Below are 1,543 nucleotides of genomic sequence, written 5' to 3' on the forward strand. Positions count from 1 at the left end.
GCGCTTTTCAATAATTATTCTTTAGACCAGCTGATCCACCGCAAGTTCCAATTCGTGCAGTGAAAAAAGTGAAAGACCCCCGCCAGTTCGGTGTGGCCGTGCCCGGGCCGGACCGGCAGGTGGTGCGACTGGTGGAAAAGCCCAAGGAGCCGCCCGGCGACCCGGCGCTGGTGGGTATTTACCTGTTCGGCCCGGCGGTGCACGCGGCCATTGACCGCATCAAGCCCTCCTGGAACGCCGTGGTCAGCCGCGCCAACGGCCGCCGCCGCGCCTGCCGCCTGTTCGTGGGGGACGACTCGGAAGTGGTGCTGTAAATCTCTTGAAACCGTGCCGTCCGTAAGGTAAACTGTAACCAGAAAGGTATAGGGAGCCGGCCTGATGAGTGAAAACCGGATCGACCACGATCGATTGTTTAAAGAATTGCTGGAGACGTTTTTTGCCGAATTCATGGCGCTTTTCTTTCCGGAAGCCGCCCGTTCAATTGACCTGAAATATCTTAAATTCCTTTAGCAGGAGGTTTTCACTGACGTAACGGCCGGGGAGAAGCACAAAGTGGACATTCTGGTGGAGATGCGGCTGAAAGGAGAGCCCGGCTTGATCCTGGTGCATGTGGAGCCGCAGTCATACGTGCAAACAGACTTTAACGGCCGGATGTTCGTCTACTTCAGCCGGCTGTACGAAAAGTACCGGCGTAAAATACTGCCTGTGGCTGTTTTTACCTATGACCAAGCGCGGGATGAACCGGACAGTTTTGAATTGGGATTCTCATTTCTGGATGTCTTGAAATTCCGGTTTTACAAACTGGAATTAAGGAAACTGAACTGGCGGGAATATATTCAAAGTGGCAATCCGGTGGCCGCCGCACTATTAAGCAAAATGGGCTTCAAGCCGGAGGAAAAGGTAAAGGTAAAGCTGGAATTCATGCGCATGCTGGCCCGGATGACGTTGGACCCGGCGCGGATGGAATTGTTGGCCGGCTTTTTCGAAGCTTACCTGAAGCTGAACCGCAGGGAAGAAGCGCAATATAACCGGGAACTGGGAAAACTGGATCGCAAGGAGGTTGAGATGATCATGCAGATTACCACCAGTTGGCATGAAAAAGGCCGCGCTGAAGGTCGCGCCGAAGGCCGTGCGGAGGGTCGCGCTGAAGGTCGTGCGGAAGGTCGCGCTGAGGGGAAGGTTGAAGCCAAACAAGAGGTGATCTGTAAATACCTGGTCCGTAGGTTTGGGAAGAAGACGGCGGATCTGCAGCAAAAGGTTCAGCGGATAACCAGCCTGGAAGTGCTTGATCATGTGCTTGAGGAGTTGTTCGCCGCCGATACCCCGGAAGAAGCCCGGGCGATCATCGACGACAGTGCTGGTGAGCCGTTGTGAGCCAAGGACCTATAAAATAGTTTCCACGGTAGCATCTATTATATATTTAAATGGGGATCAGATATTGGATATCCATGGTTTATCCTCTAAAACATAAAACCATCTTAGGTAAAATCAACCAGGCAGCCCTTTACATGGAGGGGGGCCTGTGTTAGCGGGCGATTCGCAG

The 1,543-nt window shown here is 53.3% G+C and carries 3 protein-coding genes; all 3 read left to right on the forward strand.

The window, feature by feature from the left end; genetic code table 11:
* Positions 1-68 precede the first annotated feature (68 nt).
* On the forward strand, positions 69-314 hold the full coding sequence (locus A6M21_RS15070) for a sugar phosphate nucleotidyltransferase (RefSeq protein ID WP_345788109.1): 246 nt from the start codon (positions 69-71) through the stop codon (positions 312-314).
* A gap of 64 nt (positions 315-378) precedes the next feature.
* Entirely contained in the window at positions 379-510 is a 132-nt protein-coding gene (locus A6M21_RS19315) for a hypothetical protein (RefSeq protein WP_282434548.1), read from the forward strand.
* Between the two features lie 42 nt (positions 511-552).
* On the forward strand, positions 553-1,374 hold the full coding sequence (locus A6M21_RS15075; protein ID WP_242868871.1) for an RpnC/YadD family protein: 822 nt from the start codon (positions 553-555) through the stop codon (positions 1,372-1,374).
* Positions 1,375-1,543 lie beyond the last annotated feature (169 nt).

This window comes from Desulfotomaculum copahuensis, assembly GCF_001655685.1.
Classification (GTDB): domain Bacteria; phylum Bacillota; class Desulfotomaculia; order Desulfotomaculales; family Desulfovirgulaceae; genus Desulfotomaculum_G; species Desulfotomaculum_G copahuensis.